General features: G+C 46.0%; 27 protein-coding genes. 2 read left to right on the forward strand and 25 right to left on the reverse strand.

The features are described 5' to 3' along the window. Nucleotides 1-45: 45 nt before the first annotated feature. The 8 genes from MHI21_RS15075 to mtrB all read right to left on the reverse strand — a co-directional run bounded on the left by MHI21_RS15075 (nucleotide 46) and on the right by mtrB (nucleotide 5,968). Entirely contained in the window at nucleotides 46-1,020 is a 975-nt protein-coding gene (locus MHI21_RS15075) for a polyprenyl synthetase family protein (RefSeq protein ID WP_254325409.1), read from the reverse strand. After that, a complete protein-coding gene (locus tag MHI21_RS15080) occupies nucleotides 1,017-1,883 on the reverse strand; it encodes a menaquinone biosynthesis protein (protein WP_165177225.1) in 867 nt (288 codons plus the stop codon). The genes MHI21_RS15075 and MHI21_RS15080 overlap by 4 nt, the downstream gene beginning before the upstream one ends. Beyond that, entirely contained in the window at nucleotides 1,840-2,499 is a 660-nt protein-coding gene (locus tag MHI21_RS15085; RefSeq protein WP_061829214.1) for a flavin prenyltransferase UbiX, read from the reverse strand. The genes MHI21_RS15080 and MHI21_RS15085 overlap by 44 nt, the downstream gene beginning before the upstream one ends. Beyond that, nucleotides 2,499-3,371: a UbiA-like polyprenyltransferase gene (locus MHI21_RS15090; protein ID WP_028540635.1), complete on the reverse strand. Its 873-nt coding sequence runs from the start codon at nucleotides 3,369-3,371 to the stop codon at nucleotides 2,499-2,501. The genes MHI21_RS15085 and MHI21_RS15090 overlap by 1 nt, the downstream gene beginning before the upstream one ends. Next, nucleotides 3,364-4,092 (reverse strand): demethylmenaquinone methyltransferase, encoded by a 729-nt coding sequence (locus MHI21_RS15095; RefSeq protein WP_023989173.1) that lies wholly within the window; start codon nucleotides 4,090-4,092, stop codon nucleotides 3,364-3,366. Before MHI21_RS15095 ends, MHI21_RS15090 begins: the two co-directional genes overlap by 8 nt. A 9-nt stretch (nucleotides 4,093-4,101) precedes the next feature. Beyond that, nucleotides 4,102-4,971: a heptaprenyl diphosphate synthase component 1 gene (locus MHI21_RS15100; protein WP_342418454.1), complete on the reverse strand. Its 870-nt coding sequence runs from the start codon at nucleotides 4,969-4,971 to the stop codon at nucleotides 4,102-4,104. A gap of 116 nt (nucleotides 4,972-5,087) precedes the next feature. After that, complete coding sequence (locus MHI21_RS15105; RefSeq protein ID WP_061829217.1) at nucleotides 5,088-5,639, reverse strand: hypothetical protein; 552 nt, start codon at nucleotides 5,637-5,639, stop codon at nucleotides 5,088-5,090. A 98-nt stretch (nucleotides 5,640-5,737) separates the two neighbouring features. Further along, complete coding sequence (gene mtrB, locus MHI21_RS15110) at nucleotides 5,738-5,968, reverse strand: trp RNA-binding attenuation protein MtrB (protein WP_013310730.1); 231 nt, start codon at nucleotides 5,966-5,968, stop codon at nucleotides 5,738-5,740. 37 nt (nucleotides 5,969-6,005) lie between these two features. On the opposite strand from mtrB, the gene MHI21_RS15115 reads away from it, so the two are divergent. Beyond that, nucleotides 6,006-6,299, forward strand: coding sequence for a hypothetical protein (locus tag MHI21_RS15115; protein WP_342418455.1), 294 nt, complete (start codon nucleotides 6,006-6,008; stop codon nucleotides 6,297-6,299). A 71-nt stretch (nucleotides 6,300-6,370) separates the two neighbouring features. Here MHI21_RS15115 and MHI21_RS15120 read toward each other — a convergent pair whose 3' ends face one another. The 5 genes from MHI21_RS15120 to MHI21_RS15140 all read right to left on the reverse strand — a co-directional run bounded on the left by MHI21_RS15120 (nucleotide 6,371) and on the right by MHI21_RS15140 (nucleotide 11,840). Beyond that, nucleotides 6,371-6,643 (reverse strand): HU family DNA-binding protein, encoded by a 273-nt coding sequence (locus MHI21_RS15120; RefSeq protein WP_013310732.1) that lies wholly within the window; start codon nucleotides 6,641-6,643, stop codon nucleotides 6,371-6,373. 247 nt (nucleotides 6,644-6,890) lie between these two features. Then, entirely contained in the window at nucleotides 6,891-7,877 is a 987-nt protein-coding gene (locus tag MHI21_RS15125; protein ID WP_341163922.1) for an ABC transporter permease, read from the reverse strand. Beyond that, on the reverse strand, nucleotides 7,874-9,391 hold the full coding sequence (locus MHI21_RS15130) for a sugar ABC transporter ATP-binding protein (protein WP_342418456.1): 1,518 nt from the start codon (nucleotides 9,389-9,391) through the stop codon (nucleotides 7,874-7,876). The genes MHI21_RS15125 and MHI21_RS15130 overlap by 4 nt, the downstream gene beginning before the upstream one ends. A 67-nt stretch (nucleotides 9,392-9,458) precedes the next feature. Beyond that, the gene (locus MHI21_RS15135) at nucleotides 9,459-10,574 is read right to left on the reverse strand and encodes a sugar ABC transporter substrate-binding protein (RefSeq protein WP_341163924.1); all 1,116 of its coding nucleotides are present in this window, start codon (nucleotides 10,572-10,574) and stop codon (nucleotides 9,459-9,461) included. Between the two features lie 333 nt (nucleotides 10,575-10,907). Then, on the reverse strand, nucleotides 10,908-11,840 hold the full coding sequence (locus MHI21_RS15140; protein ID WP_341163925.1) for a zinc-binding dehydrogenase: 933 nt from the start codon (nucleotides 11,838-11,840) through the stop codon (nucleotides 10,908-10,910). Nucleotides 11,841-11,971: 131 nt separating this feature from the next. Here MHI21_RS15140 and MHI21_RS15145 point away from each other — a divergent pair, with 131 nt between their 5' ends. Further along, the gene (locus tag MHI21_RS15145; RefSeq protein ID WP_023989180.1) at nucleotides 11,972-12,883 is read left to right on the forward strand and encodes a hypothetical protein; all 912 of its coding nucleotides are present in this window, start codon (nucleotides 11,972-11,974) and stop codon (nucleotides 12,881-12,883) included. A gap of 331 nt (nucleotides 12,884-13,214) precedes the next feature. On the opposite strand, the gene spoIVA is transcribed toward MHI21_RS15145, so the two are convergent. The 12 genes from spoIVA to ypeB form a co-directional block, all read right to left on the reverse strand. After that, nucleotides 13,215-14,693 carry a stage IV sporulation protein A gene (spoIVA, locus tag MHI21_RS15150; RefSeq protein ID WP_023989182.1) on the reverse strand — a complete coding sequence of 493 codons (1,479 nt, stop codon included), beginning with the start codon at nucleotides 14,691-14,693 and terminating at the stop codon, nucleotides 13,215-13,217. Nucleotides 14,694-15,114: 421 nt separating this feature from the next. Continuing rightward, complete coding sequence (locus MHI21_RS15155; RefSeq protein WP_165177234.1) at nucleotides 15,115-15,465, reverse strand: 2Fe-2S iron-sulfur cluster-binding protein; 351 nt, start codon at nucleotides 15,463-15,465, stop codon at nucleotides 15,115-15,117. Nucleotides 15,466-15,519: 54 nt separating this feature from the next. After that, nucleotides 15,520-16,155: a hypothetical protein gene (locus MHI21_RS15160; RefSeq protein ID WP_342418457.1), complete on the reverse strand. Its 636-nt coding sequence runs from the start codon at nucleotides 16,153-16,155 to the stop codon at nucleotides 15,520-15,522. Nucleotides 16,156-16,333: 178 nt separating this feature from the next. Further along, nucleotides 16,334-16,609: a stage VI sporulation protein F gene (locus MHI21_RS15165; protein WP_013310741.1), complete on the reverse strand. Its 276-nt coding sequence runs from the start codon at nucleotides 16,607-16,609 to the stop codon at nucleotides 16,334-16,336. A gap of 166 nt (nucleotides 16,610-16,775) precedes the next feature. Continuing rightward, nucleotides 16,776-17,816: an NAD(P)H-dependent glycerol-3-phosphate dehydrogenase gene (locus tag MHI21_RS15170; RefSeq protein ID WP_039271042.1), complete on the reverse strand. Its 1,041-nt coding sequence runs from the start codon at nucleotides 17,814-17,816 to the stop codon at nucleotides 16,776-16,778. Then, nucleotides 17,809-18,417, reverse strand: coding sequence for a glycerol-3-phosphate 1-O-acyltransferase PlsY (plsY, locus tag MHI21_RS15175; protein ID WP_039271041.1), 609 nt, complete (start codon nucleotides 18,415-18,417; stop codon nucleotides 17,809-17,811). Before plsY ends, MHI21_RS15170 begins: the two co-directional genes overlap by 8 nt. 11 nt (nucleotides 18,418-18,428) lie before the next feature. Beyond that, complete coding sequence (der, locus tag MHI21_RS15180; protein ID WP_013310744.1) at nucleotides 18,429-19,751, reverse strand: ribosome biogenesis GTPase Der; 1,323 nt, start codon at nucleotides 19,749-19,751, stop codon at nucleotides 18,429-18,431. A gap of 147 nt (nucleotides 19,752-19,898) precedes the next feature. Beyond that, complete coding sequence (gene rpsA, locus MHI21_RS15185; RefSeq protein ID WP_165177239.1) at nucleotides 19,899-21,125, reverse strand: 30S ribosomal protein S1; 1,227 nt, start codon at nucleotides 21,123-21,125, stop codon at nucleotides 19,899-19,901. A gap of 120 nt (nucleotides 21,126-21,245) precedes the next feature. Next, nucleotides 21,246-21,839 (reverse strand): lysophospholipid acyltransferase family protein, encoded by a 594-nt coding sequence (locus MHI21_RS15190; RefSeq protein WP_013310746.1) that lies wholly within the window; start codon nucleotides 21,837-21,839, stop codon nucleotides 21,246-21,248. Further along, nucleotides 21,836-22,543 carry a (d)CMP kinase gene (gene cmk / locus MHI21_RS15195; protein ID WP_338532518.1) on the reverse strand — a complete coding sequence of 236 codons (708 nt, stop codon included), beginning with the start codon at nucleotides 22,541-22,543 and terminating at the stop codon, nucleotides 21,836-21,838. Before cmk ends, MHI21_RS15190 begins: the two co-directional genes overlap by 4 nt. 129 nt (nucleotides 22,544-22,672) lie before the next feature. Further along, nucleotides 22,673-23,332, reverse strand: a complete 660-nt coding sequence (locus tag MHI21_RS15200) for a flagellar brake domain-containing protein (protein ID WP_342418458.1) — start codon at nucleotides 23,330-23,332, stop codon at nucleotides 22,673-22,675. A 165-nt stretch (nucleotides 23,333-23,497) separates the two neighbouring features. Then, nucleotides 23,498-24,883 carry a germination protein YpeB gene (gene ypeB / locus MHI21_RS15205; RefSeq protein WP_061829227.1) on the reverse strand — a complete coding sequence of 462 codons (1,386 nt, stop codon included), beginning with the start codon at nucleotides 24,881-24,883 and terminating at the stop codon, nucleotides 23,498-23,500. Between the last annotated feature and the right edge of the window lie 260 nt (nucleotides 24,884-25,143).

The raw sequence follows: 25,143 nt of genomic DNA on the forward strand, positions 1-25,143 counted from the left end.
GGAAACGGTTAAAGCATTTTGTCACAGCAAACCCAAAACACAACTTTAGTAGGAGCGGCGTGTTACAAAATGAGCAATATCGCGTAGCGTCTTTTTTGTTTTGACATCCGGTAGTAAGTCCAGCGCGTTTAGCGCTTTATTAATATATCGGTCGGCGAGAATTTCAGCTTTAGCGATTCCTTCACTTTTTTTGATCATATCCACCGCTTTGCGTGCATCTCCTTGCCCATCCCCATCCTGAATGCGGCGGATTTCAGCCAGTAGATCTGCACGCAGCTCAGGCTGTTCGAGCGCATAAATCACTGGAAGCGTAATATTCCCCTGTCTCATATCGCTGCCCGGCGGCTTGCCAATCTTTTTTTCCGTGCCACACAGATCGAGCAGATCATCCTGAATTTGAAAAGCCATACCTACGTTATAGCCATAGCTGTACAGCAGGGAATTGATACCTTCCCGTGCCCCTGCAGCCATAGCTCCCAACTGGCAGCTAACCGCAATCAACAATGCTGTTTTGCGACGTATGCGAAGCAAATAATTACGCACACTCTGATCCACATTAAAAAAATCACGAATCTGTTCCATTTCACCAATGGACATCTGCACCAGCGCTTTAGACAGAACCCGGTGAATGTCGGGATTCGGCAGTCCAGCAGCAATAGACAGCGCACGTGCATATATGTAGTCTCCGGTGTACATAGCCACCCGATTGTCCCATTTGGACTTCACCGTGGGTTGACCGCGTCTCATTTCCGCATCGTCAATCACATCGTCGTGAACGAGAGAGGCAGAATGAATCAGTTCTAGAGGTACCGCTATACGCTTGAGCTTGTCCAGATCATATTCTCCAAACTTGCCTCCCAGCAATACAAATACGGGACGCAAACGCTTGCCCCCTGCTTTAAGCAGATGAAGCGACGTATCATTAATCAACGGCTCCGTACTGTCGATACTGCGGTACAACTCTTCTTCTATAAAGTTCATATCCTTCTTTAATAAACCAAACAAATCCAATCGTTTCATTCTTTCACCCGTGTCAGCGTATTGTCACTCCAGAGAAGCGGCTTCACTCGTCGGTCAAGCAGCCCCAGTTCATGCGCATACTGAAAATAAAGCTCTAAACCTTGTTGTTGCTTCTCTCCAAAATCATAACACAGATTAGTAAAGTAGCGCTCCCAATAATCTCGCAGACCTCCAATTTCCTCGCATGCTTCAGAAATAACAGGCGTCAGGTCCGACAGACTACGCTGCTTGCTTGCGCGGAACGCACTCGCAATTTCAGCCACCGCGGCAGGATTCTGAGCAGCAACAGCACGTCGTACTGCCCATACAGCAAAAGTCATACTGTAGCCCGTCCAGCGCTTCCACTCTTCTCCGAGGTCCGTAACATACAGATCTTCACTTCGCCAAGATGCCTTAATCGCGTGATCTCCAATCAATAGCCCTGCATCTGCCTGTTCCAGCATCAAGTCAAGATCCGGTTCACAGTCAAAATAGGAAGGATGGCCTTCCCATGCCTTTTGCATCAAAATTTTCAACAAATTCACGGATGTAGCAGACGTATTCGTAAGTGCAATGGTTCCGTTTTTGATTTCGTCCAGCGGCTTGCGTGAAAATAGTAAAATGGATTGCACAGGACCATCTGCACTGACGGATAAATCTGGCAACAATAGCATTTCCTCAGCACCCGATGCATACGCAAAGGAGGACATCGCACTGATATCCAAACTCCCAGTCAGCATACCTCGATTCAATTCAGCCGGAACTTTAGATACCATCTCCGCCGAATGGAGAAGCTTAGAAGGATTAAAAAAATGAAAAATAGGCCAAGCGTTTGTATATTTAATTTTTCCGATTGTGATTGTCTTGGTGTCCGGTGTCGGCATCGGAATCCCCCCATCTCGTAAACAGTTGATGTTCTATACGCAAGCTGTCCAATACTTTGCCTACGAGGAACAGCACAATATCATCCAGCGTCTTGGGATGAAAGTAAAAAGCCGGCATAGCCGGAATCATTTTGACGCCGAGTCTCGCAAGCTTAAGCATGTTTTCCAAATGAATGGCATGTAGAGGCGTCTCACGAGGCACAAGGATCAGCGGCCGACCTTCCTTCATCATCACGTCCGCTGCCCTCGCCATGAGATTATCGGACGAACCGTGTGCTACTGCTGACAACGTCCCCATCGAGCATGGCATGATAATCATCGCATCCACCAAATAAGAGCCGCTCGCAATCGAAGCTCCAATATCTGTGAACGGATGGTATACAAGAGAACCGGGACGGCCTCCGAATTGTTCATTCAAAGCCCCTTCCCGGTCAGTCACATTCCAGCCCAACTCCTCTTTCAACACCCGCCAGCCAGCATTGGAAACGATCAGGTGAACTGTGTATTGCAAGTCCAGCAGAGTCTCTACCAGTCGCACACCATAAATGCTTCCGCTCGCGCCTGTAATGCCAATAACGATTCGTTTGCCTTGATGTCCGCTCACCTGATTATTCATTAGTACTGACGCACCACCAAATCAATCAGTGTAAAGGCAAATACGACAGTGCTAAGTACACCGTTCATAGTAAAGAATGCCGTCTGCAATCGACTCAAATCTTTTGGAGATACGATATAGTGTTCATAAAATAAAATAATGTACGAAATAATCATGCCCGCCAGATACCACCAGCTTAAATCTGCAATAAAGAACAATACAATAAATCCGATTGCCGTAATGACGTGGAATGCCCGAGCGATGTTCAACGCACCTGCTACACCAAAACGGGCAGGAATAGAATAAACTCCTTCGTTTTGGTCAAAATCTATATCCTGACAAGCATAAATTACATCAAATCCCGCCGTCCAAAATGCAATCGTGAGATATAGTACGATAGCGGTCAAATCTATTTGTCCCGTTACTGCAACCCACGCGCCGAGTGGCGCCAAACCAATGGTCAGACCAAGTACAATATGGCAAAGCCAAGTGAAACGCTTGGTGTAAGAATAAAAAACGAGCATAAAAAAGGCCAGCGGGAACAGCTTGAACGCCAGCGGACTTAACTTGAATGATGCCCAGAATAACAACACCAAACTGACGATAATGAAAATCACCACTTCGCTCGATTTGAGCAACCCCGCCGGGATAGCGCGTCCTGCTGTGCGCGGATTTTTCCCGTCAATCACCCGGTCAATCATACGATTGAAGCCAAAAGCCGCGCTACGTGCGCCAACCATAGCTAGCAGGATCCAGCCGATCTGCGGCCAGGAGGGAAGGTTGCCTGTCACGATAACAGACCCCAATACAGCCCCCATGAATGCAAATGGGAGCGCAAATAACGTATGTTCAATTTTAATCATTTCCAAAAAAATAGCAATTTTCTTAAACATGCTGACTCTCCTTGATTCCAATGTGCAATGCCGCAATGCCTCCGGTGAGAGAATGAGCCTGAACATCCTTCAATCCGACTTCACGGAAGATGCCAGCCAACTCATCCCTTCCTGGAAAAAGCGCCAACGAATCAGGGAGCCATTTATACTGCTCATAACGTTTGGCGAACAATTTGCCGAGCATGGGCAAGATGTGTTGAAAATATGTGTAGTAAATTCCCTTGAACGGCTGCCAAGTAGGTTTGGACAATTCCAGACATACGACCTGCCCGCCAGGTTTGACGACTCGTTGCATCTCCTGTAACACGTGGCGCAGATCAGGCACGTTGCGCAGACCGAAACCAATCGTCGCATAATCAAATGAATTATCTTCAAAAGGTAGTTCCATCGCGTTGCCCTGAACAAGCTTAATTTGCTTTTCACGGGATTCTGATGTAATCTTACGCTCGCCAACATTGAGCATGTTCTGACTAAAATCGAGTCCTACGATGTGACCACTTTCACTTGCTCGTGCCATCGCAAGCGTCCAATCACATGTACCACAGCAAAGATCAATTGCCGTATCGCCGCGATGCATGTTCATTTTTTTCATCGTAAATTTCCGCCAAGCCTTATGTCTGCGAAAGCTCAGTATATCGTTCATCAAATCGTATTTACCTGCTATGCTTTCAAACACACCATGAACGAATTGCTCTTTCGGCTTGGTGTCGCTTGATCCCATCACGTTCACCTAACCTTCCCTCACAACTGGGTGCGGACTATTTAGCAGCTTCTGGAAAGGCTCAAGCATGCGTTCAAATTCCTCGATCCCTGTATTTTGATCATCTGACAGGATATGCCTGATGTGTGTAACAGCCGTGCGAAGCTTGTCCAGTATCGCATCCTCGGCTTTGTATTTCAGAACAAGCTTACGCCATGCTTCAGTGTCAGTACCACTCCCTGAAAGCAATGCCTGCTCGTTCCGGTCCCCGTTACCATAAATATGCCAGAACATATATCCGAAACGGGACTTGTCCGGTTCTGCCCGCTTGCCCCATTCCTCCACCAAGGTATCACAGAGAGCAAATTTGTTGAGAAGCTGCTTCCAAATTTCCTGATCCTGTTCTGCTACAAGTGAAGTGAATGATAAAAAAAGCTCCTTTTTGAAACGAACCATCTGAGTTAAATACTGAGTTGCATCCAATCGGAATTGCTTCATTCCCCAGTACAGACTCATTTTCCCTGCGTTCACTTCACATACAGCATCACTCAGCTTCGAAATGGCCGTGATGCGGCCTGCCAGTGCAAGCAGTTGATAAAAACGACTGCTAAAATAGTCCCCTGCTAACACTTTCAGCTGTCTGGAACGCATCTCCTCCGGGCTCCGTATACCGGATAAAGTATCAATCATATCATGCGTATCCAGCCCCATCTGCACAAGTGAGGTTACCAATGCGTACAGTTCGTCCTCACTGGCATGCAGCTCCTGCGCATTCCGGTTCAAAAACACAAACATCAAACGGGTACGGCTGTCAGGAAAAGCCGGCATTTCCGTATGTTGTTGAATCATGTCGTATTCCACATATTTCCTTGCTAATTGGGGTACGCGATACGGTTTCATCCTAAGCCTCCGAGACATGACTTTCTGCTATACTCAAATAATTGCAATGCCTTATATTATATCACAATTTAAAATGATTCGCGACTAAAGTACTGTAGGTCCACCGGCAGAAACATCTAATCTGTATATACACCGTTAAACCTGTTTTGCCACATGGGCGTTACTGTAATGCGGAAACGGGATTTCAATTCCTCTGGCAATTCCGCGCCTTCCCGGCTTCTCAGCTGTTCCAATGCCTCGTTCGTCCACTCGTTCCGGCGTATATCTGATGCAAGCAGCAAATGACGTTCTCCTGACCATTCGTCCTGCGTCACCACCCGAAGCAGCAATTGCCGTACATTCGTCGTTCCGTAAAAGCTAAAAGCGGCAAGCTCCGCCATGTTTTGATAAATCTCTAGTGGGGCAGTTTCTTCCTTTGACAGCTTGACATCCAGGGTCAGGACTGAATGTTCCCAGCTTGCGCTTGCAATCGGTGTGGTCAACGGCAGCTCGTTCAGCGTATCCACCAGATTGTCATCCGACAGCAGCACCCGTTGCTGAGGCGAAATCGTCGCCTGTGTCTCACGAACTGCTGCGGTTCCTGAGTCCAGCACCTGTAAGGACGGTAGCAACACAGCTGCTGCGATGGTTATGAGAATGGAGCCACCGAATACAATCCAAGGTTTCATCAGAGCCTCCCCTGACCTCTACCTCATAATGTGGGTTTGCTACGGTAAAGGTCCTCACTCTCATTCTACAACAAAAAAAAGCAGGCTATGCCTGCATTTTAATCCTCCGTATCTACTACCCCGTGCTTAGTCATCACAACGGCTTTGCCTCGAATTTTAATAGCAGAAGTATGATCCGTAAATTGGACGATCAGTACCTCGCCCTTGTCCAATTTTTCTGAATGATGCAAGCGTGTATCCTGACCTCTAGTCAGACCAAAAACCTGACATCCGTTGCTTTTCGCTTTAATTACGACGTACTCACTGCTACCCGTCACGTTATCTTCCATGTCCTTTTCCTCCCTGAGAGCCGAAGCTATACTTTTTATGATGGAGATTCAAGCTAGTTTTGTCAACTACATGCTTCCCGAGCTACCTGCAACAATTAGCGTGTCCCGAGCCATACTATCCGTGCAGTCCCATCCATTAAAGAAAGGAACGGATCTGATGAAAAACTATCTTCCCGTCAATCTCAGCCCTGCCCAAATCGAACGGCTTCAACAGCTAGAGCATGAATTTGCTGAGCTAACGGGTGAACCCCTGGTGCTGATCGCTTATGCCTCGCGAAACGCCAGAACAGCTTCCTCTTCTTCAGACCATAGCACATCTACCACGAAGTAAACAGGGCAAAAAGAAAAGGCCGTGAATCAAATTCACGGTCTTTTCAGCGCATTGGGAATATGTAAGAAATCTTATTTAATTCCGTCTTTGAGCGCTTTACCCGGTTTAAATGCCGGAATTTTGCTCGCAGGGATTTCGATTTCTTCTCCTGTTTGCGGGTTACGTCCTTTACGTGCGGAACGTTCACGAACCTCAAAGTTCCCAAAACCTACCAGCTGCACCTTATCTCCGCTTTGCAGCGCTCCAGAGATCGCCTCAAATACTGCATCGATTGCTTTGGTTACGTCCTTTTTGGACAATTCAGTGCTTTCAGAAACCTGATTGATCAAATCCGTTTTATTCATAATATTCACCTCCCAATTCAAGTGTAGTCCAGCATTAAGGTTATCGGTGTTAATGACCGATATGAGGTCGCCTGTATAAAATAACCCGGGCGGCGTACTGCCTTCCATAATGTTATCATCTGTTTCCGTTTCGTCGTTAAATATACATAGAATATACCTAACCTCCGCAATATAGGCCGAAACTGGCGTTTTATGGCACCCTTCTTGCGTGGAACAAGGTTTATAGTAATACAGTCCACAGACAATTTCAAGTACGACGACGGTTTAACACGTAGAAAGTAACGGCCAGCGCAAGTACCAGCACTACTCCTTTGACAATATCATGGGCAAAATATTGCACATTCATCATCGTTAGTCCATTAACCAACACACCGATCAATACCGCACCAATAAATGTACCAATGACATTGGGTTTACCAGCACCAAAGACCGAAAAACCGACGAATACTGCAGCTACCGCCTCCATGAGCAAAGGAGAACCCGCGTCAATTTGGCCTGAGCCTACTCGCGAGGCATACAAAATTCCGGCAATCGCCGCAAATACGCCTGAAGCAACATAGGCCAGAGTACGGACTTTTTTTACCCGTATGCCCGACAGACGAGCAGCTTCCTCATTTCCACCCGTTACATACATTTGACGCCCATGCTTTGTATAGGTCAAGAAAACATGCACCGCCGCCACAGCCAGTAACAGTAAAATAACCGAAATCGGGATACCCAACCATTTACCTTGCCCCAGCAAAAGAAATGCAGGAGATATCTCCCCCGGCGCCTTGCTGCCATCGGGAAACTGCATATGATTGTATATGGTATAGCCCTGAGCGTACGTTTTGTGAATCCCGCTTACAATATACATGATTGCAAGGGTTGCGAGCAAATCAGGAATACGCAATTTAATGATCAATAATGAATTTAACAGTCCTACCAAAGCGCCGACAATCAGAGACACAATAATGACCACCGCAACAGGCTGCTCATACCAGACCATCAAAGAAGCTGAAACGACCGTTGTCAAAGATACTGTAGCTCCCACCGACAGGTCAAAACCGTCCACGATAAGGGACAACGTCACACCAATGGCAATGAAAGTAACAATGGCAATCGAACCTAGAATATCCATTAAATTATCATAAGTCCAGAAATAAGGTAATGTAGATGAAAAAAACGCCAATACACCTATAATGACAACTACGGCACCGTAACGAAATGACACGTTTAACCATTTTTCCTTCATGAATGCACCTCTTCACCGCCGCTGGCATACAACAGAAGCTGTTCCTGTTCCACTTCGCCCCGCGCAAATTCCTTTATAATTTTGCCATCATACATCACTGCAATCCGATCACCAATGCCAATCCCTTCAGCAAATTCACAGGTTAGATAGATGATCGCTTTTCCTTGCTCCGCCAACTGGCCAATGATACGGAAAATATCACTTTTTGCCCCTATATCCACACCCTTGGTTGGCTCGTCAAAAACAAATACATCCGCTCCCGAATGCAGCCATTTGCCAATCGCAACTTTTTGCTGATTCCCGCCACTCAAATATTTAACATTCTGGCGGAGTGACGGCGTCTTAATACCGAGAGAGGCGACAATCCCATTACCGTTATTTCGTTCTTTACGCCGACTGATGAAACCAAGGACACTCAGCTTCCCCAATAGCGGAAGGCTGAGGTTTCTTTCTACACTCTCCTCAATCAACACCCCCTGCTTACGTCGCTCCTCGGGTATGGACACAATTCCTCGAGCTATCGCATCCGCTGGCTCTCTCAATCGAATGGAGCGACCTTTAAAGGTCAGTTCTCCCTTATCCGGCTTGTCTGCTCCTGTAAGAAGCCGTGACAGCTCTGTCTTGCCTGCACCAACCAAACCCACTATAGAGAGAATTTCACCACGTCGGGCCTGTAAATCAACGCCGTGCACTCGTAATCCTTTGTGAAGCCCTTTTGCTTCCAATATCGTTTCACCAATCGGTACCTCTGTTTTTGGGAATTCCTCTTCAAATGTTTTTCCAAGCATATGCGTAACGATGTCGCCTACACTTAAATCAGAAGCAGGTCCCGTGAACACGCGCTCGCCATCACGCATCACCGTAACACGGTCACTGTGTTCGATAACCTCCGGCAATCGGTGTGTGATGAGAATACATGCAACTCCCTCATCCTTGAGTGTATGGATTGTACGGAACAAACGTCGCGTTTCTTCTTCGCTGAGCGGCGCCGTAGGCTCATCAAAAATGATGGTATTTGCTTGCTGTGTCAGAATACGTGCGATAAGTACAAGTTGTTTTTCTGCCAATGTCAGTTCAGACACATATCGTCGAACGTCAATATCTACCTCTAGACGTGCTAATGCCTCACGCGCTCGTCTGCGCATAGCCCCCGGCGCAGCCCACCATCGACCATCAGGTGCAGACAAATCGTCCATTACAATGTTTTCAGCGACGGTTAACTGAGGCACAAGCGCTGAATCAACCTCCTGATACACACAGTGGATTCCCGCCCTTTTGGCCTCCCAGGGTGAACTAATGTTTAGTTCCTTGCCACCAACTACGATAACTCCCTGATCGGAACGATACGCACCGGACAAAATCTTCATCAATGTGCTTTTCCCTGCCCCGTTGGCGCCCAGCAGAGCGTGAATTTCGCCACCCTGCACCGTAAAATCCACGGCTCGCAGCGCATCTACACCAGCAAACTGTTTGCTGATTTTCTTCATCTCCAATGTATATACTTGTGAACTCATGGTGCCCCCTCACGCCTGCTTATGATAAAAGCGCGCCGAAGCGCGCCTTTTGCATGATGCAAACTTTTTATTTGGACGTTTCATATTCCTTCATCCAATCCTTATAGCCCTGCTCACTTTGGCCCCATCCCTCCACATATTGGGACAGCTCGGATGTGGAAATTTGCTTATCTGGCAGCGCTTCGCGTTGCACATATACAGCCTTCAGTACAACTTTCTCCTCCGGATTATCCCCATGCAACTTCTGATATGCATAGCGCACTTGTACGCGCCCGATATCTGTTGGATCTACGGCTGCCGAGGCCACCCAAGGATTTTTCGGGTCCTGGATCATTTGCAAGTCCTCGTCGCTCATGTCAATGCCGTAGACTTTAATTTCCGTACGTCCCGCTTGTTGGATGGCACGGGCTGCACCTTTGGCAAACTCATCCCACGCCGCCCAGACGGCTGTAATTTCGCCCTTAGGATATTGCTTTAATACAGCTTCCATTTTGGCTTGCGTATCCAACGCAGGATTCTGAGCCGAACCAAAAGTCGCAATTTCTTTAATATCTGGATTGGATTTCAAAAATGCACCATAAGCAACCTGACGACGTTCCATCGGTGCAAATCCGGCAACCCATACTTTCACAATGTTGCCTTTGCCACCGATATCCTTTTTCATTTGCTCCAGCGTCAGCTCAGCCATGCTTTGGTCATCCTGTGAGAGCACTACCGCACCCGGAACATTGACGGCAGCATCAAACACGATAACCGGAATATTGCGGGAAATTGCCTTTTTCAGCCCTGTCTCCAGCAATGCATCACCGTGATCAGTCAAAATGACATCAAATTGCTGGTTAATCGCACTATCAAGCAGAGAAGCCATTTTAGCCTTATCGTTATCTGCCACAAACTTAGTCAGCGCACCGCCAAATTTCTTAACTTCCTCTTCCACACCTTGAACATATTGTTGCGAAAATGTGCCCGTGTTAAACTCCATGATCAACGCAACCCGTTTACCCTTTAGATTTAAATTGTCCGTTTTTCCGTTTGTTGTATTCGATCCTGCAGTGCTTGTCCCTTGAGTGCCGCTCTCTGTCTTCGGCACGCCGCATGCAGTAACCAGCAAAACCAGCACCAGTAGCATGATAGCCCCTAGCCCTAGCTTTTTGTTTCTTTGGAGCTCTTTTTGGATATTCATGATTTCATTTCCCCCTCGTTCAATCCACAAAATGATTCAAATTTGATACTTAATATATCGCTTTAAACCAAGTATGTAAATAGGTTTTATGAAATATAGAAAAAATTCCGACTACATATGACAAAATACGACAATTCCACAAAAAAATTAAACAACCGCCCCCGATTGAATAACGGGGAACGGTTGCTGCATAGAGGTGTCTTTTTAGTTCTCTACTTGACAGGGTACGCCACAGGGTCGATTTTTGCTTATGCTTAAAATGTGAACATCATGAGCGGAGACTAGCCTGGAGATACAATCTCCTTGTCATTTTCAATATGAGGACGCTCCCATCTAACTTATTTGGAGCACTGCTTTACCAGAAAACTTCCGATCTATCAGTTGTTGGGTAATAGTTCCAATTTCCTTCCACGATGCCTCCACTTCGATCCTTGGTACTAACTGGCCTTTTGAAACAAGCTCACCTAGTAATTTCAGATCTTCCGCTGGCGAATAGCGATTTATCTCCTCTCCTAGAAAGAAGCTATACAAGGTCCTACCCCCTAAGCCTCTGATATTAATCGTTGCGTAAGGTGAGGACGAATGTCCCATAGATACACATATCCCCTTTGGCACAAGCTGAGGTAGTAATGAAGCTAGCGTATCACCACCTACTGAATCCAAAATTAGATGATAAGGTCCAAATGTATCAACCGATAAAATCGCCGTATCTCCAACGACAACCTCATTAGCACCAGCCTCTTGAACAAGTAGAGCTTTTTCCTTGGTTCTGGCTACCCCTACTGTAAAAGCTCCTGATTGCGCTGCTAGCTGGTGTGCAAAAATCCCCACTCCGCCAGTCGAGCCAGTTACCAATATCCGCTTACCGAGCAGCATTCCTCCTTTTCTAAGCGTATAGAGCGCTGACAGACCGGCTACCGGTAAAGTAGCAGCCTGGGCGAAGGTAATATCATCGGGAAATTCAGCCAGTAATGAAGTAGGGGCAGCAACTTGTTCGGCCCATGCTCCCATTTGGAGAAGGCCTACCACACGGCTTCCTTGTTTCGGACCCGTGCCATCTTTGGCCTGCTCGATGACGATCCCAGCAAAATCCCAGCCTGGTCTGATCTGTCTTCCATTATTCCTTGCATCTACAACTTCACCCCGATTAAGAGAGAAGGCCTGTACTTGAACGATCGCTTCCCAAGGCTGGGCCTGTGGGGCGGCTACTTCCTTTATCGCGAAAAATCCTGAAGCAAACGGATCTGTTACAATTGCACGAACCATACGATCTCCTCCATGATTATCATTGAGAACCTCTTGTAAATAGCTCACCTTTTTCACAATGTAGTATACTGTAGGGAATCATCTGCACCAAGTGTAGAACTACACCTCATTATGAAAAGGATTGAAAAAGGATGACCATGCACAAGGACGAGGACTTCCAATATAAAACATTAAAAATCGTATTGGGAGAGATTGAAGCTGTTCGCATGAAACGTCAACGGGAATATACTGAGCTATCTCACCCGTTATTGAAACGATTTACTCAGCAGGAGCTTAATGATGAGGCATGTCCTACGTATAAAAATCTATTGGTTGGACGGTCTCGTCGAATACCGGATCGGCAAACGATGATCCATATTGCTGAGTATCTGGAGTGCACTTCAGATGAGCGCAATGATCTTCTCCTCGCCGCTGATTATCTTCCGATCCATTACGAATTGGAGGGACGGTCTCTGGAGCTGGCTCTGGAGCAAGCGCAGCAGATCATGAGTAATTTGCCATTTCCGGCAATGATCGTTACTCATACCTTAGATATCAAGGGGTTAAATGAGCCGTTTCGCCATTTATTTGATATCCCCTCCGATTCTTTTATGAATGGAAAACTGAATAAAGTTGATTTTCATTTTAACTCCGATTTTTCCATTCGTCCCCGTTCTACCTTCGATGCTGAGTCGTTCGAAGAGTGGGAGTCTCATGCTATTTACGGGATACAAGCTTTCAAAAGATATAACATGTTTTCCCGATACGACCATTGGTATAAAAAGTTAATTGACAGATTTCGAAAATACGACGATCTTAATAAATATTGGAGTATGCAGCCAAAGGACTCATCAAATGAAGTTGAGCACTCTAAAATCATTTTGGCCAGAATGGGAGCCATGGCCGATTTAGCCCCCATTCGCTACAAGCAAATTCATCTTTCTGTAAGCAGCCACATGTATCCTGGAATTGAAGTGTACTTACCGATTGACGAACCTGGACGCAGAGTATTTGAATATTTGGGGTGTCCTGCCGAATGCCAGAACAACGCTTTTAATAAATAGCCAGTCAATTGCTATATCGATTATAAGAATCGTTCATTGCAAATTAAATAAGCCTCGGTGCTACGTTGAAAGAGACCAAATATGAAAATGACTACCAGGGTAATCACGTTGTGAAACTCATTAATCGGATTGTTACATTTGAACCTAAATCCCGCTAGGAGAAACGAAATGCTCAATAAAAACAGAGGTAGTCTAGGACTTTATTTTCTCGTCCATGGCTACCCCTGTCTGGTTTTAGAGGTCAGTCTAATATTTTGTTTTTGCGAACCATAGAGAGCCAATTGCTCTCCACGGTATTTCTCTTATACATTTTTTTGGGTGTGGCTTAGCCTTAAAGAATAATAGCAATGAGACCGCCGGAGCCTTCATTAATGATACGACCCAGCGTTTCCTGCAGCTTATAGCGTGCATTGTCCGGCATCATAGCGATTTTACCCTGAATGCCTTCCCGTACAATGGAATGCAGCGAACGTCCGAAAATATCTGACTCCCAAATTTTGATTGGGTCATTCTCAAAATCCTGCATCAGATAGCGCATAAGCTCCTCACTTTGCTTCTCTGTTCCGATAATCGGAGCAAATTCCGATTCCACATCCACACGGATCATGTGTATGGAAGGTGCTGTTGCCTTGAGCCGCACACCAAACCTTGTGCCCTGACGAATCAACTGCGGATCGTCTAGTGCCATTTCGGACAATGACGGCGCTGCAATGCCATATCCCGTTGTCTTGACCATTTCCAGCGCCTCGGCGAAGCGGTCGTACTCCCGTTTGGCATGGGCAAAATCCTGCATCATTTGCAGCAAATGATCCTTGCCGCGAATCTCTACCCCGACGACTTCGACCAAAATCTGGTCATATAGCTCATCGGGAGCATACAGATCAATTTCAGCTACGCCCTGCCCCATATTCATCCCGCTCAATCCGGCCCTGTCGATGAATTCATATTCCATAAACTGGCCAACCACTCGATCTACATCACGCAGACGTCGAATATCTTTAACCGTATCGCGAACGGAATTTTCATAATTGCTACGCAGCCAGTGCTCTTCGTTCAGTACCATGACCCAGCTCGGCAGGTTTACATTCACCTCATGCACCGGAAATTCATACAATACTTCACGAAGTACGCCTGTAACATCATCTTCCGTCATAGTCGCCGCGCTGAGTGTCATAACTGGTATATCGTACTTGGCAGCCAGCTCACTGCGAAGCTGGAGTGTTTCATCACTGCGCGGATGCGTGGAGTTGATAACCAAAACAAATGGCTTGCCAACTTCCTTCAACTCCTCAATGACGCGTTCCTCCGACTCTACATAAGAGCTGCGCGGGATTTCCGCAATCGTGCCGTCTGTAGTGACTACCACACCGAGCGTCGAATGCTCCTGAATAACCTTGCGTGTACCAATCTCCGCCGCTTCCTGAAAAGGAATGGGTTCTTCGAACCATGGTGTGGAAATCATCCTCGGACCATTTTCATCCTCGTACCCTTTTGCTCCTTCTACTGCATATCCTACACAGTCAACCAGACGCACATTCACGTCCAGTCCTTCCGTTACTTTGATCTGGACGGCATTATTCGGTACGAATTTAGGCTCCGTCGTCATGATCGTCTTGCCTGCCGCACTCTGCGGCAACTCGTCTACGGCGCGGGCACGGTCCGCCTCACTTGTAATGTTCGGCAGAACAATCGTCTCCATAAACCGCTTGATAAACGTTGATTTTCCTGTTCGGACTGCGCCGACGACCCCAAGATAAATGTCTCCTCCGGTGCGTTCGGCAATGTCTTTAAAAATGTCCACTTTCTCCAATGAAATCCCCTCCTCAAAAGTCTCCGAAGGAAAAATGCTTAAAGAGCATCCGCTTCGTGTTCAACCAACTGCTTGATCCCAGATGCGGCAGAACAGCCTTTAAAATGCCCGGAAGTCGTCCGCCGCCGAGATTCAGGAGACTGATGGAATCGGCGAAACGGCGTAAACTCGTACATGCATTTGGACTGATACCATCATATGTATCCCCTCCGTAAAATATGTTTAGTTTTTTAAAAAATAGATTACGACACAGCGATCATTGCAGAAACGATATTTTACGTTTGGGTCCACTCACCTAATATATGCGGGGCAAGACTCTCCCATGACTTCGTCGCTAGACTAAATAAAAAAAGGATGTTTCTCCTGACCGTTTAGAGTCGTCGGAAACCATCCTTTTTTTATTCTCCTGACATAATCGGCATTACCACAGTTCATCATCCATCGCCTGACGCTCCAGTTGCCGCCTGATAGCCGCCTTGAGCTTATCCTCCGGTATGGTTACCTCCATATCGCCTTGGACACGGGCCTGGCAGGATAAGCGTATTCCTTCATCCAGTAAAGGTCCCAGCTTCCGCTGCTCTGCATCGCTGGGTTGACCTGCCAATTCAGCCCATTCCGGTGATATTTGTACTTTACACATCAGACAGGCTGCTTTTCCGTCACAACGAGTGGGAATATATACGCCCGCTTTACGAGCAGCCTGAAGCAATGACGTACCCTGACCGACCTGTACGCGCCTGCCTGACGGCTTAAACGTAATCTGCACATTCATGAACGGTCCTCCAGTCGTCTTTCTCCTAATACACACAGCTTATACTTCATTGCCCTACTGGATGACAGAGTGCAACTCTGGCCAAGGCAGAAGTTCTGCAAGCTTGTCCAATTGCTCCTCATTAAAAATATTACTGACTAGTAACTGCTTCAGTACAATTATATGACGTCGCGGGTCGCGCTTCATGACATCTGCAATCGCTTTGTACCGGTCGGGTCGATTTCGCAATATATTGAATAAAAGTTCATGACTGAGCGGCATCAGACGCAGTGAAGCACTCCCCAGCTCAAGCTGAACACCAGTCGACCAAAGTAGTCGCTCGATCTCTAAGCGGTATAACGCTCCGCCACATAATACCTCAAATCCTCCCACCAACTCGACTGGAAATCCCTCCAGATCATAGTGGCTCAGCAATGAAACGTAAGAGCCGCTACGGTCAACCTGCTGTCGATCTATACTCATACCCAGGGGGTGCGAATGAAGCTGCTTTGCGGCATGAATATCCGCATAAATATCAATGTCCCGAGGCAGGCGATCCAGTTCAACTTCTTGCACAAGTAGTGAACAGCTCCCGCCCAGCATCCACGGAACCGACACTGTTGACCAGCTCTCTGCCAAGCTACTCAGCGCAACTGCCAGATTGTGAGGAAGCCTGTCTACTAACACTGATGATATTGCCTCCTTCAACATTATTGCCTCCTTTTCCGTCTTTCCTTCCGTTTCCTGATGGGCATCATTATAACATGTTCGACAGGGCAGTTCGATATTTTGTGTACTGAAAAAGAGGTTACCTACTCCAAAATACAAAAAAAACCGCGAACCTTCCCGGTTCACGGTGAATAATACTAACTGGCGTGCGACCAGCGGTCTATTTTTTCATCATCATTTTCATCAACGCTTCCATATTGGAAGGATTCATTCCGCTCTTTTTGACGGCACCAACAATATCCCTTACTGTATCTTCCGACACCGGAATGTTGGCCATCGCAGACACCTGCTTGATAAGCTGACGCAGTTGCGCTTCGCTTTGAAGCGTGTCCGCCTTTACCGTGCCTGCCAGCTTTTTCACTGCATTTTCGGATATGTTTTTGCCGCCTTTTTTGTTAATGGCCTTCAATGCATCTTTCGGAAAGTTTTTATTCACAATCTCCCCTCCTCCGCCATTGCTCAACTCAGTCTATGAGTGGCAGAGACAAAAGGTGATTAAGCATACATAAGACATGCCAAACGCCTAACTAAAAAAGGCTATCTCATTATAGAAAAAATCTACCATGAGACAGCCTTTATATTATTAAAGCTCATCCGAGCCCTTAAGAATGCCATTGCTCCCAAGTTTGAAGTGGCATGACTTCCATCTCGGTCTTAGGATCGCGACCCATCAGCGCCTCAACGGCCTTACGGACATCACGTCCTTCAAACAGTACTCCATACAGCACCTCTGTAATAGGCATCTGAACACCTAATTTTTGAGAGATGGCGTATGCCGCTTTTGTCGTTCGAATACCTTCTACGACCATGCCCATAGATTCCAGCACAGCATCAAGCTGTTGGCCCTGTCCCAATAGTGACCCTGCACGCCAGTTGCGACTGTGACGACTCGTTGCAGTGACCACTAGATCGCCAATACCAGCCAGGCCGGCAAAGGTTAGTGGGTTAGCGCCCATCTCAACTCCGGCACGGGTAATTTCAGCCAATCCACGGGTCAATAAAGCCGCTTTGGCATTATCACCGAAACCAAGTCCATCTGACATTCCCGCACCCAATGCGATAATGTTTTTTAGCGCCCCGGACAGTTCCACGCCGAGCAAATCACGGTTTGTATAGACGCGGAAATAGGAGTTCATAAACAGCCCCTGTGCGGCTTGTGCAGCCTTCTCATTGGAGGAAGCTACAACGACCGTTGTAGGACATTTCCTCACCACTTCTTCCGCATGACTCGGACCAGACAGCACAGCAATATCACCCTCAGCGACTTCCAGTTCTTCCGAGATCACCGTGGACATACGTTTAAGCGTTTCAGTTTCAAAACCTTTAATGGCATGCACTACCAGCATATCCTTGCTAAAATGAGCTTTCAGACTACGTGCCACCTGACGAGCAGCAGCCGAAGGAGATACGATAATCACTGCTTTAGCACCAGATACCGCAGTCTGCATATCAGTTGTAGCTGAAATGCGGTCAGACAAAATGGAGCCTGGTAAATAATGCTCATTCGTATGCTTCTCATTGATTTCAGCTGCTTGCTGCTCGTTTCTCGTCCAGACAGAGACATCGTTGTTATTGGCCGCAAGAACGGAAGCCAGGGCTGTTCCCCAACTCCCCGCGACCAGCACAGCTATTTTCTCAGACAAGACGATCTCCTCCTTTGGAGCCAAGCTTGTTCTCATTCCCACGTACCAGCTTGACTATGTTGGTACGGTGTCTCCACACAGCGAACAGACAAATGATTAGAGCCGTCCAGAATAACGGCCATGCATAACCAAGAACGAGTAATATCCAGGGAGTCAAAATGACAAATATGAGCGATCCCAAGGATACGTAACGCGTCATTACGATTGCAAGTATCGCAATGATTCCGGCATATAGTGCGGGCAGTAAGGCAAGCGATGCCAATACACCAATAGCAGTCGCAATACCTTTTCCTCCACGGAAGTGAAAATATATCGGCCAGTTATGGCCCGCAATCGCTGCAATGCCGCACAAACCCGATACCCAGGATGATTCTCCACCTAACCAGTGCCCTATTAGCACTGCAATAACCCCTTTAAGTACGTCCAGCAGCAGTACCAGAATAGCTGGGCCTTTTCCAAGCACACGCAGCGTATTCGTCGCACCGGCATTGCCGCTTCCATGCTGGCGAATGTCGATTCCTTTTAATTTTCCATACAGCAAACTAAAGCTGACAGAGCCAAGCAAGTAACTGAGTACGATGGCAACGATTTGTAAAATCAACCTATTCGCTCCTAACTTTCGTCAGACTTGCGCCGTGTAAAGATACGAATTGGAGTTCCTTCAAAATTGAAGGCGGCGCGAATTTTGTTCTCCAGATAACGCTCATACGAGAAGTGCATTATTTCTGGATCGTTTACGAATACAACCATCGTAGGCGGCTTAACAGCAACCTGGGTCACATAGTTAATACGCAGACGACGTCCCTTGTCTGTTGGTGGAGGATTGATGGCAACCGCGTCGGAAATTACATCATTCAGCAAATGTGTCTGAATACGCAATACATGCTGCTGTGCCACATGCTGTACAACAGGAAGCAGCTTTTGCAGGCGTTGTTTCGTTTTTGCAGACAAGAACACAATCGGAGCATATGTCATAAACAGAAAGTGATCGCGAATTTTCGTTTCAAACTGGTGCATCGTTTTATCGTCCTTGTCCACGACATCCCATTTGTTAACGACAAACAGTGACGCTTTACCCGCTTCATAAGCATAGCCCGCAATGTGCTTATCCTGCTCAATAATGCCTTCCTCGCCGTTAATAACGACCAGTACAACATCTGCACGCTCAATGGCACGCATGGCACGCATTACACTATATTTTTCGGTCGTTTCATATACTTTGCCACGTTTACGCATACCTGCCGTATCAATCAGCACATACTTTTGACCGTCTTTTTCAAAAGGTGTATCAATTGCATCACGCGTCGTGCCCGCAATGTCACTAACGATAACCCGTTCTTCTCCCAGAATGGCGTTAACCAGTGAAGATTTACCTACATTCGGGCGGCCGATCAAGGCAACACGAATAACGTCTTCATCATAGTGATCTTCTTCCAGCTCAGGCAAATTGGACGTAATGGCATCTAGCAGGTCGCCTATCCCTGTTCCATGACTACCAGAAACAGCAATTGGATCACCAAATCCATAAGAATAAAACTCATAAATCAGATCGGCGCGACTGAGGTTGTCCACCTTATTGACAGCTACGATGATCGGTTTACCCGAACGATATAACATTTGAGCTACCTCTTCATCTGACTGTGTAATTCCTGCTTTCGCATCACTCATGAATACAATTACATCTGCTTCTTCTATTGCAAGTTCGGCCTGCATACGGATGGATTTTAAAATGACATCCTCACCATCAATCTCAATGCCGCCGGTGTCAATAATACTGAAGGATTTACCATTCCACTCCGATATACCGTATATACGGTCACGAGTGATTCCGGGTTTATCTTCCACGATGGACAAACGATCCCCGATAATCCGATTAAAAATAGTGGACTTACCCACATTCGGACGACCAACGATAGCCACAACGGGTCTTGCCATAAATTCACTCCTCCTGTCAATTCTTCCGCTATCATCATAGCAAAAAACATACCTATTGGCGATATGGTCACGTAACAACAATCGGCGAACCCTCTGGGTCCGCCGATGGTGTACGTTATGCTTATTATAAAATGTATTGATTTAAACTCATTTAAATTTGTTCAGCTTATCGCCAAAACGCTCGCCGAGCGTAATGCTCAGACCGGAATTATTGAGGGAAACGTTAGGATTATTCAGTTCCTCACGAGGTGCACGAGATGCACGTGGTGCTCTCTCTGCTTTAGGAGCAGCTTCAGGAGCTTCCTCAGTTTCTTTAATGCTCAGGCTAACACGTTTTTCGGAAGGATTCATTTCAAGAATTTTAACTTTCACTTCTTGTCCTTCTTCCAGAACTTCTTGTGGAGTTCCAATGTGTTTGTGGGAAATTTGGGAAATATGAACCAAACCTTCCACGCCAGGAGCGATTTCAACGAATGCACCGAAGTTAACCAGACGTTTTACAACACCTGTTACGATGTCATTGTTGTTGAATTGTCCAGCAGCCGATTCCCAAGGACCAGGCTGTGCAGCTTTCATGCTCAGGCTGATTTTCCCTTTTTCAGGATCTACTTTCAAGACTTTCACTTTCACTTGATCTCCTTCAGAAACTGCATCAGAAGGCTTATCGACATGAGTCCAAGCAATTTCAGATACGTGAACCAGACCGTCCACGCCGCCAACATCTACGAAAGCACCGAACTGAGTAAGACGTTGAACCGTACCTACGATTTCTTGGCCTTCTTTCAGCTCAGCCATTACTTTAAGCTTGTTGGCTTCGAATTCTGCTTCCAGAACGTCTTTTTGAGAAAGGATCACTTTGTTATTTTCACGATCCAGTTCTTTTACAACAACACGCAATGTGCGGCCTTTGTAATCACTGAAATCTTCAACGAAGTGGCGTTCTACCATGGATGCAGGGATGAATCCGCGCAGACCCACGTCTACCACGATGCCGCCTTTAACGACATCATTCACAACAACTTCAAATACTTCTTTGCTTTCGTACAGTTGCTCCAACTTTTCCCAAGCATTTTCACTGTCGATTGCACGTTTGGACAGAACAAGTTTTTCCTTGCCATCGTCAATGCTGATAATTCTAGCTTCAACCTCTTGGCCTACTTGTACTGCTTCTTCTGCGTTATCCAAACCAGAAGACAACTCGCGAATTGGAATAACTCCATCGTATTTATATCCAATGCTTACTACCGCTTGGTTATCTTCCAATTTCACGATTGTACCCTTAACGGTGTCACCTTTTTTCAGGGAGACGATTTGATCGAGCTCGTCTTGATTTGCCGCTTCAGCAGCTTCTTGATTTTTAATTTCTTCCGACATGTCAATACCCTCCTCAATTCAAAAAAAACCATTTATTTAAACCTGCGCATGGCAGAGTTCAAAACATAAATAAACTTTTGTTCTAGTTTTCCGAGCTTAGACACAATTCATGCAAGCCTTTCAGTTATTCGTAGGCTTACCCGTTTCCTTCATCGTGCGAATACGAGACATAATTGCTTCTGTTGCAAGTTCAAGCGGATCTCCTTCGATATCGGCACCCTTTTGGTAAGCGTCCAAATTGACAGGTTTACCGTATAACACTTTCGTTTTACGGAAAAGCTTGTAATCACCAATAATGGCGACCGGAACGGCAGCCGCTCCACTGCGTAGCGCAAAGCTTGCAGCACCCTTTTTACCGATTCCCCCAGCTCCTCTGGAGCCTTCGGGAAAGATCCCCATAACCTTACCATCACGCAAAATGTTCAATGCCAGCTTAATGGATTCCTTACTTACACCGCCGCGTTTGACTGGAAAAGCTCCCAGTTTCCCAATTAGTGGACCCAGTACAGGAACATTAAACAGCTCGGCTTTTGCCATAAAGTGAACCTTTCGCTTCAGCAAAATACCGACTGTAGGAGGGTCAAGATTACTAATATGATTAGAACACAACAGCACTCCGCCCTCGGCAGGAACATTTTCCCTACCTACCGCCTCAAGTCTAAACAGAACGCGGTAAATAAGACGCAAAATACTGGCGCATACAGTATATATCATTGGCTGATCTCTCCATCCTTCTCCGTTAAGCAATAAGATACGATCGTATCAACGACATCCTGAATGCCCATATGGGTCGTATCGAGCACGATGGCGTCCTCACTGCAACGAAGCGGGGATACCTCCCTCTCCTCGTCAAGCTTGTCACGTGCCGCAATGTCACGTTCCAGTTGCTCCAGAGTGATATCATCAGTTTCGCTCAGTTCTTTAAAACGGCGGGAGGCACGTTCCTGAACACTTGCGGTCATGAACACCTTGACTTCCGCATCGGGAAGTACAGTTGTTCCAATATCGCGACCATCCATAACGACACCCTTGCGTGCAGCCATCTCACGCTGGTTTTCAGTCAAACGTGTACGTAAACCAGCAATACTTGAATACTGTGACACGTTGCTAGTCACTTCCATCGAACGGATCACAGTGGTTACATCTTCCCCGTTACAATAAACCTTTTGGCCTGTGGGGTCCGGTACTAATTCAATCACCAGCTCAGGTACATGTTGAAGCACTTTTTGTACATCTTCTGCAGGAATTTCCTTACGCATCATGTACCAGGTTGCTGCTCGGTACATGGCTCCGGTATCTACATATACATAAGAAAGTGCTTTCGCCACCAGGCGGGCCACTGTACTTTTCCCTGCACCAGCAGGTCCATCAATGGCTACATTTATTTTGTTACTTGAAGATACATGTTGCCTTGCCAACAGGGAATTCCTCCTAACCTAACCTCAAGAAAAAAGCAGGCATTGCCTGCGACGTGAAAATTATACCACACATTTATAGGCGATGCAAAATAAGCGACAGGTTTACTAAAAAAGAAAAATTTCGGATGATTAAGATTTCCCCCGGAATTCCAGCTGTCTTTCAAAACAATATTTAATCAGTTTTTGGCGCTCCTGATCAGCGATTTCCTCATATTTCAGCATAATGAGTTTGCGACCGTTCTCCATCTGCTGAATGCGCACAATTTCAGATTGGAACGGAACATGCTCCTGAGTACCGTTTTTATATGGAACTAAAATCCAGCAAGACAATGATTCTCCTTCTTCAAGATGATGAGTTCCCTGGGTGTGAAAAGAAACACCCCCGCCTCCTACATCATGTGTCTCTGCTACAAACCTGGACTCGTTCGCACCATGCTTTACTGCAATTTCCAAGTTGGCCTTAACCCGAAGAAAGTTGCGGCGCTGAATTTTGCTGATGCTGTCTGGAGCAGGTTTGTGGATACGAACCATCCGGAGGATATCCTCTTTAAAACCCGTAACGTGGGTATTAAAATAATTTTTAATCCCACCCTCGCTCATAAAAAATATAGACAGTTCTTCCCCTAGAAACAATTTTTTCAAATGCCCACTTGTTTGTGACATAGGAATTTCAATTAAGAAGTTCTGTGACTCCTCTTCTACAATACGAGACTTAAATTCAAAAATCTCGTCCTTATGGTCAGTACCAGCCACTTGTATGTATAACACATCATTAATTTTGGGAAACAAATGATCCACCATCCTTGTCCATTAAAAGCTCTAATTAAGGTATATAATACCACGACTTTGTGCCTATATTAAGCATTATATTTGTTCGATCTATGACTAAAGCACAAAAAACCTCCTTCATGAAGGAGGTTTAGAGTGACTATTGATTCATTTTCATGTAATCAACTACGCATTACTTGCAGTAACCTGAGGTTCATCTGAATCTTTAACCTCTTCAATCGTTTCTTCCATCCCCGTATTGGCGTTAATGTATATCCGGTAGACGGAACCATTGATTTTACCACCAAATTCATAACAAAGAACTTCATTCGAAAGTTCATTTTCAATTAATGCTTTACGGTGGTAAGTTTCACGAAATTCAGGATTCAATTTTGCTCGTGCTGCATTCAAATTCAATTTCGCTTGCGGAATGCGGCGGAGATGACTATGCTCATACACATAATCACTGGATTGAAAACCGATCACTTGTCCGTTATCAAGGCCTGATCTGACTGTGATTTTTTCTGGATAGATAATCACGTCCCCTTGTTGGCTCGCAAATGTAATATTAGCTAAATTCCCGCTTTCATCATACGCAACTGGCTTCATTCCTTTGTAACCTTTTTGTTCAAGGTATTCACTAGCATAGCGAATCGCTTCATTACGTGTTGCTTTTTTAGGACCTACTGCCCTCATGTCATGATAAGAAATAAGCTTGCCGCCTTTTTTCGTGAAATCCATACTGGCCACGGGTTGCTTCTTATTTAGCAGGGTAGCTGTATAAGATGCCCATTCCGTTCCTTTACCGTTTTCGTTCACACGGATCTGACTTTCCGGTTTTCCTGTAAATTCAGCGGCATTTCGTTTAATTTGTTCTGCATTCACTGCCGGGAGACTCAATTTTTTCACAGAGCGTTTATCATAGATGCTGGCTACAGACGGTCCCCAATCCAGCTCCTTGTAGTTTTCCACCTTTTTGTCCACGGTTTTAAAGCCATCAATAATGGTATTGTCCTTCGGCCCAGTTTGCGAACCTGCCGCCATATCTACATCCATCCATCGCAAATTTTTGCTAAGGACCTTTTGCTGCACTTCCTGCATGTTTTTCGAAATTTCTTTGGAATTGTTATATAGCGTTTTCAGGTTCGAAATTTCTTTCTCGTTTAAAGGCTCGTGATCCAGATCACGGACAGCGGTCTGATACGAAAACGCGGATAGATGTGACAGTAAATCCTTGGCATGATTAAAAGGCATTACATTCAGAGGCAACTGATTAACCTCATTTTGGGCCTCACTTGCAATCCTCCACACGTTCATCAAACATTTGCGGTGCATCGCGTGTGAAGTATTATGGACAGCAACCGCGTTCCCGAGTTGAGAATGCAGCTGATCCATATGAAACGACAAATCGTGAAACGCACGCTGGTATTGATTTTCCGCTTTTATCGACATGCTATTTGCCTGAAGAGACACCTCTTTTCTCATCTGGCTTTGCTGATAACCCCACACAAATGCTCCTATCATCATCAGGGTAACCACCGGGAACAATACGGCACTAAGTCGCTTATACATATTGGGAGTCTCCTTTCTTCAAGTACACTACCGATAGTGTGACAAGAAGAATGCTCTCTTATGCATGGTTTTCCATGACTTCAACAATAAACTCACAGTTATCGCAAATGCAGCGTTTAAAGCCGGTCTGAATCTGTCCTTGCTCTATACGTCCTCTCAGCACAAAACGTTCCCCACATCTTTTACAATGAATTCTTACTTTTATACGCAAAAAAAAGACACCTCTTTCTCTAACAGGTTTGTCAGATCAGTGTGTCCCA

Source organism: Paenibacillus sp. FSL H8-0168, from assembly GCF_038592955.1.
Taxonomy (GTDB): Bacteria; Bacillota; Bacilli; order Paenibacillales; family Paenibacillaceae; genus Paenibacillus; species Paenibacillus polymyxa_B.

Bases quoted from the DNA above. Each gene is read 5' to 3' on its own strand.
- MHI21_RS15120 (WP_013310732.1), bottom strand. From the start codon at position 6,643: ATGAATAAAACGGATTTGATCAATCAGGTTTCTGAAAGCACTGAATTG.
- MHI21_RS15075 (WP_254325409.1), bottom strand. From the start codon at position 1,020: ATGAAACGATTGGATTTGTTTGGTTTATTAAAGAAGGATATGAACTTT.
- MHI21_RS15095 (WP_023989173.1), bottom strand. From the start codon at position 4,092: ATGGGATCAAGCGACACCAAGCCGAAAGAGCAATTCGTTCATGGTGTG.
- MHI21_RS15160 (WP_342418457.1), bottom strand. From the start codon at position 16,155: ATGTTGAAGGAGGCAATATCATCAGTGTTAGTAGACAGGCTTCCTCAC.
- MHI21_RS15140 (WP_341163925.1), bottom strand. From the start codon at position 11,840: ATGGTTCGTGCAATTGTAACAGATCCGTTTGCTTCAGGATTTTTCGCG.
- MHI21_RS15090 (WP_028540635.1), bottom strand. From the start codon at position 3,371: ATGTTTAAGAAAATTGCTATTTTTTTGGAAATGATTAAAATTGAACAT.
- MHI21_RS15130 (WP_342418456.1), bottom strand. From the start codon at position 9,391: ATGAGTTCACAAGTATATACATTGGAGATGAAGAAAATCAGCAAACAG.
- MHI21_RS15080 (WP_165177225.1), bottom strand. From the start codon at position 1,883: ATGCCGACACCGGACACCAAGACAATCACAATCGGAAAAATTAAATAT.
- MHI21_RS15085 (WP_061829214.1), bottom strand. From the start codon at position 2,499: ATGAATAATCAGGTGAGCGGACATCAAGGCAAACGAATCGTTATTGGC.
- MHI21_RS15155 (WP_165177234.1), bottom strand. From the start codon at position 15,465: ATGAATGTGCAGATTACGTTTAAGCCGTCAGGCAGGCGCGTACAGGTC.
- ypeB (WP_061829227.1), bottom strand. From the start codon at position 24,883: ATGTATAAGCGACTTAGTGCCGTATTGTTCCCGGTGGTTACCCTGATG.
- MHI21_RS15100 (WP_342418454.1), bottom strand. From the start codon at position 4,971: ATGAAACCGTATCGCGTACCCCAATTAGCAAGGAAATATGTGGAATAC.
- MHI21_RS15135 (WP_341163924.1), bottom strand. From the start codon at position 10,574: ATGAATATCCAAAAAGAGCTCCAAAGAAACAAAAAGCTAGGGCTAGGG.
- MHI21_RS15105 (WP_061829217.1), bottom strand. From the start codon at position 5,639: ATGAAACCTTGGATTGTATTCGGTGGCTCCATTCTCATAACCATCGCA.
- MHI21_RS15145 (WP_023989180.1), top strand. From the start codon at position 11,972: ATGACCATGCACAAGGACGAGGACTTCCAATATAAAACATTAAAAATC.
- MHI21_RS15125 (WP_341163922.1), bottom strand. From the start codon at position 7,877: ATGAAGGAAAAATGGTTAAACGTGTCATTTCGTTACGGTGCCGTAGTT.
- MHI21_RS15115 (WP_342418455.1), top strand. From the start codon at position 6,006: ATGATGGAGATTCAAGCTAGTTTTGTCAACTACATGCTTCCCGAGCTA.
- der (WP_013310744.1), bottom strand. From the start codon at position 19,751: ATGGCAAGACCCGTTGTGGCTATCGTTGGTCGTCCGAATGTGGGTAAG.
- MHI21_RS15190 (WP_013310746.1), bottom strand. From the start codon at position 21,839: ATGATATATACTGTATGCGCCAGTATTTTGCGTCTTATTTACCGCGTT.
- mtrB (WP_013310730.1), bottom strand. From the start codon at position 5,968: ATGGAAGATAACGTGACGGGTAGCAGTGAGTACGTCGTAATTAAAGCG.
- rpsA (WP_165177239.1), bottom strand. From the start codon at position 21,125: ATGTCGGAAGAAATTAAAAATCAAGAAGCTGCTGAAGCGGCAAATCAA.